Genomic DNA, 4,861 nt, shown 5'->3' with positions numbered 1-4,861 from the left:
TTTGCGGAAGCAAAATAGTTTGTTAAATAGATTTTAGAGAATAGACGAATGGACTTTTTAGTAAGTTTGTTCGTCTTTTTTCTTTATATGATTTTGTCCCAATAAAAAAGGTGAAATTATTAGTTTCACCTTTTTTGCCCCAAATCTACCATAACTTAACCTACTTATGTAATGGTGAAGTAAAAGTATATGGAGACTGTTTTTTTACCAAATAAAAACGATGAATTGTAAAAAAATCCGATGAAAAACATTGTCTAACTGAATTTTGTTAGATTGGTTTCTAACTAAATTTGGTTAGAAATCCTCTGTTTTTTGGTAGATTAAAGATTAAAAAAATAATTTTGTAAGATATTTAAAAAGAAATGTTGTGTTTGGCATCTTTATAAAGAATTTTTGGGTATTTTTTTCCTTGACTTTATTCCAATAAAAAAGGTAGAATTATTAGTTCTACCTTTTTTGCCCCAAATCTACCATAAACTTAACCTACTTATGTAATGGTAGAGCTAAAGTATGTGGAGTTTGTGTTGTAGCCAAATTAAATCGTTGAATTGTAATTATACTCGTTGAACTGTATTTTTATTTGTTTTTAGTATGCTCGAGCATCTTTACCTTCATAAAAATTCATAAATGCTCGGTTTACAACTCGGTTTCCACCAGCTGTTGGATAATCACCTGTAAAATACCAATCGCCTAGATTTTTAGGACAAGCAACATGTAGATCTTCTACCGTTTGAAAAATAATTTTTACTTTTGCTTTTACTGAATCCTCTGTAAGCATTTCTGCAATTTTATCTGACACTTCTTGTGGTTTGAAAGGCGCATAAATTTCGGTTACAAAGTTTACAACTGCATCATCTTTTAGATTTTCTTGTGCTTTACATTTAGTATAAACTTCATCTACAATGTGGTATAAGTTTCTTTCTTTTAGCAGCTCTAAAGCAGCTCTAAAGGCAACCAATCCTTCTAGTTTTGCCATATCTATCCCATAACAGTCCGGATAACGAATTTGTGGTGCAGATGAAACTACAATAATACTTTTTGGCTTCAAACGATCCATCATTTTTATGATACTCATTTTTAACGTCGTTCCTCTAACAATACTATCGTCTATTATAACAAGATTGTCTGTTGGTTTTATCACACCATAAGTGACATCATATACGTGAGCAACTAAATCATCTCGACTGCTGTCTTCGGTGATAAATGTTCGCAGTTTCGCATCTTTTATAGCTACTTTTTCAGTTCTAATTTTTACCGACAATAATTCTTGAAGTGATTCGGTTGTTAGTGTGTCACGATTGGCAAGTATAAAGTTGTTTTTTCGTTGATTTAAAAAATCCTGTGCCGCTTCGACCATTCCGTAAAAAGAAGTTTCTGCTGTATTTGGAATATAAGAGAAAACCGTATTGTCAGTATCATTATCTATAGCTTCTAGAACAGCAGGAAGTATTAATTTTCCTAGATTTTTTCTTTCCTGATAAATTTCGGCATCGCTTCCTCGTGAAAAATAAATTCTTTCGAAAGAACACGCTTTTTTTATAGTTGGAGTAATAATTTCTTCTTCGGAAACTTTTCCATTTTTTTTGATTATTAAAGCATTTCCAGGTTGCAATTCCTGTACTTTTTCGAAATCAACATTAAATACAGTTTGAATAACCGGTCTTTCTGAAGCCACAACCACTATTTCGTCATCTTGGTAATAATAAGCTGGACGAATACCTGCTGGGTCGCGAAATACAAATCCGTCCCCATGTCCTAATAATCCTGCCATAGCATAACCTCCATCGAGATTTTTAGAGGCTCTTTTTAAAATTTTTACTAAATCGAGTCTTTCGGCAATAACTGCTGAGGCTTCTCTTTTCGAATATCCTTCGTTTTTACAATCTTGGTATAAATTAGTTACTTCTTCATCAAGAAAATGACCAATCTTTTCCATGACAGTTACTGTATCTGCCATTTCCTTTGGATGCTGGCCTAACTCTACTAAACTATTGAAAAGTTCTTTAACATTAGTCATGTTAAAATTTCCTGCTAACAGTAAATTTCTATGCATCCAATTATTTTGACGCAAAAAAGGATGTACATTTTCAATACTGTTTTTTCCAAAAGTTCCGTAGCGAACATGTCCTAAAAACAATTCGCCTATGTAGGGAATATTTTCTTTTTGAAGCGCCACATTATCTGCATATTCTGGATGAGCAATCATTTCTTCGTTTACTCTTGCATTTATTTGTGCAAAAACATCTTGTATCGCTTGTGGGTCGTTAGAACGCACTCTGCTTATATATCTTTCGCCAGGATCTACATCTAATTTTATGCTTGCAAAACCAGCACCATCTTGACCACGATTGTGTTGTTTTTCCATCAGGAGATACATTTTTTGTATTCCGTAAAAAGCAGTGCCGTATTTTTCTTTATAAAACTCAAGCGGTTTTAATAATCTTAAAAATGCTATTCCACATTCATGTTTTATTGCATCACTCATTGGGTTGTTGTAATTTTGTAGTTATTTTTTAAATCAAAAACGCCCCGAAATTTCGAGGCGTTTTTATTATAATACTATATCAAATTGTGTTAAAGATTTGAATTGTTTCAATCTCGCGACAACTTCTTCCTTGTTTAATTTTAACATTCTTTCGGTTCCAAATTTCTCAACACAAAATGATGCTAAGTTTGATCCGTGAATGATTGCGGTTTTCATATTCTCGAAAGAAACATTTTCGCTTTGTGTTATAAATCCTGCAAATCCTCCTGCAAATGTGTCTCCTGCTCCTGTTGGATCAAAAACTTCTTCAAGCGGTAATGCTGGTGCGAAGAAAACCTCTTTGTTGTGAAAAATTAAGGCGCCGTGTTCTCCTTTTTTAATTACTACATATTTAGGTCCCATTGTGTGGATTTTCGCTGCAGCTTTTACAAGAGAATATTCTCCTGACAATTGGCGCGCTTCTTCATCATTTATGGTAATAACATCGACACGTTTTATGACGTTTAGTAAATCTTCAAGCGCACAATCCATCCAAAAGTTCATAGTATCTAGAACAACTAATTTTGGTTTTTCTTCCATTTGATCTAAAACACTGCTTTGTACCATTGGATGCAAGTTTCCAAGCATAACAACGTCGGCATTTTTGAAATTTTGAGGAACTTTAGGTTGAAAATCAGCTAAGACATTTAGTTCTGTAGCCAATGTATCTCTAGAATTTAAATCATTATGATATTTTCCGCTCCAAAAGAAAGTTTTTCCTCCTTTTACTACTTCAAGACCTGAAATATCGATGTTTCTAGAGGTTAATAAATCTAAATATTCTTGTGGGAAATCGTCTCCTACAACAGAAACTATTGCAGATTGTAAGTTAAAATGTGAAGCCGAAAGTCCAATATATGTTCCTGCACCACCTAATATCTTGTCTGTTTTTCCGAAAGGAGTTTCAATAGCGTCGAAAGCAACAGTTCCAACAATTAATAATTTATTCATTTCTTTGAGTTTCAAATTAAAGTGCAAAGATAGTTTTTAAGTTACAAAGTTGCAACGATTGAAAGTTGTAAAGTTTTCATAATAGTTTGGCTTCTTCCTTTTCATAAAAAGCATCAATAGAAAGTGTTTTTTGGTTAGATGCGAAAACGGCTAATTCATCGCATCGTTCGTTTTGCGAATGATTGTTGTGACCTTTTATCCACTTAAAATCTACTTGATGTTTTCTGTAAATAATTAGAAAACGTTTCCATAAATCTGAATTTTTCCGGTCTTTAAATCCTTTTTTCTCCCAACCTAAAACCCATTTTTTTTCTACAGAATCTACTACATACTTAGAATCCGAAACCACTAAAACTTTCATATTTGGGTTTTTAAGTTTTTCTAAACCAACAATTACGGCTAATAATTCCATTCTGTTATTGGTCGTATGTCGGAAACTTTCGTAAAATTCTTTTTTGAAAGTAGTTCCTACTAATTCCATCACAACACCATATCCGCCTGGACCGGGATTGCCTTTGGCTGCGCCATCAGTGTATATGTGTACTTCGTGGTTCAATTTATGTTTTTGGGATTAGTAATTTTTCTATCTCTTTTGGAAAACATTCCATTTCTAGTTCATGTATTTTTTGGGCAATTTCTTCTGGCGTTTTACAATTTATAATTGAAGTGTTTTTCTGAAAGATAAATTCACCTTCATCATAATTTTTATTTACATAGTGAATAGTTATTCCCGTTTCTAATTCTTTATTTTCAAAAACTGCTTTGTGAACATTTATTCCGTACATTCCTTTTCCTCCATACTTTGGAAGTAGAGCTGGGTGAATGTTTATTATTTTATTAGGAAAAGCTTCAATAATATTTTCTGGAAACTTTAATAGAAAACCCGCTAAAACAATTAAATCCGGATTTATTTTATTTATTTTATTTAAAACTGTACCATCAGAAAGTTCTGTTTTATCGAATACTTCAGTAGGGACTTTAAGATGATTTGCTTTTTCTAAAACTTTGGCATGTAGATTGTTAGTAAATACTGCGACTACGTTTACTTGAATATTATTTTTAAAATACAAAACAATATTTTCGGCGTTAGAACCCGAACCTGAAGCAAATATTACAACCTTTTTCATTTATACTGTGATTTATATTACGCAAAAAAAAGAATAATAAATGATAATAAATAAAAATAATTGCTCTTTGTGAAAATATTTTTTTAAATTCGTGGTCAGATTTATTAACTAAAATGTGGTTTTAAGATAAAGTTTTTTATTTTTGCCATCAAATTAAAAATTAAAATTAAAGATTATGTCAGACATTGCATCAAGAGTAAAAGCGATTATCGTAGACAAATTAGGCGTTGACGAAAACGAAGTTGTAACAGAAGCAAGC

General features: G+C 32.1%; 4 protein-coding genes and 1 pseudogene. 1 reads left to right on the top strand and 4 read right to left on the bottom strand.

Annotation, left to right across the window (positions count from 1 at the left end; all coding sequences use genetic code 11):
- Positions 1-586: 586 nt before the first annotated feature.
- The 4 genes from ACH2BP_RS05435 to ACH2BP_RS05420 all read right to left on the bottom strand — a co-directional run bounded on the left by ACH2BP_RS05435 (position 587) and on the right by ACH2BP_RS05420 (position 4,602).
- Positions 587-2,485 carry an amidophosphoribosyltransferase gene (locus ACH2BP_RS05435; protein WP_395057781.1) on the bottom strand — a complete coding sequence of 633 codons (1,899 nt, stop codon included), beginning with the start codon at positions 2,483-2,485 and terminating at the stop codon, positions 587-589.
- 66 nt (positions 2,486-2,551) lie between these two features.
- The gene (locus ACH2BP_RS05430; RefSeq protein ID WP_394758981.1) at positions 2,552-3,475 is read right to left on the bottom strand and encodes a PfkB family carbohydrate kinase; all 924 of its coding nucleotides are present in this window, start codon (positions 3,473-3,475) and stop codon (positions 2,552-2,554) included.
- A 76-nt stretch (positions 3,476-3,551) separates the two neighbouring features.
- Entirely contained in the window at positions 3,552-4,031 is a 480-nt protein-coding gene (gene rnhA / locus ACH2BP_RS05425; protein ID WP_395057779.1) for a ribonuclease HI, read from the bottom strand.
- Position 4,032: 1 nt separating this feature from the next.
- Positions 4,033-4,602: a phosphoribosylglycinamide formyltransferase gene (locus ACH2BP_RS05420; RefSeq protein WP_395057777.1), complete on the bottom strand. Its 570-nt coding sequence runs from the start codon at positions 4,600-4,602 to the stop codon at positions 4,033-4,035.
- A gap of 175 nt (positions 4,603-4,777) precedes the next feature.
- Here ACH2BP_RS05420 and ACH2BP_RS05415 point away from each other — a divergent pair.
- Positions 4,778-4,861: pseudogene (locus ACH2BP_RS05415) on the top strand (acyl carrier protein); the annotation flags it as partial.

It is taken from the genome of Flavobacterium sp. (genome assembly GCF_043756175.1).
Lineage (GTDB): Bacteria > Bacteroidota > Bacteroidia > Flavobacteriales > Flavobacteriaceae > Flavobacterium.
The sequence above is the reverse complement of the archived record's forward strand: the minus strand, read 5'-3'. Positions and strand labels throughout refer to the sequence as shown.

Coding starts and splice junctions, on each gene's coding strand:
- ACH2BP_RS05435 (WP_395057781.1), bottom strand. CDS start 2,485: ATGAGTGATGCAATAAAACATGAATGTGGAATAGCATTTTTAAGATTA.
- ACH2BP_RS05430 (WP_394758981.1), bottom strand. CDS start 3,475: ATGAATAAATTATTAATTGTTGGAACTGTTGCTTTCGACGCTATTGAA.
- ACH2BP_RS05420 (WP_395057777.1), bottom strand. CDS start 4,602: ATGAAAAAGGTTGTAATATTTGCTTCAGGTTCGGGTTCTAACGCCGAA.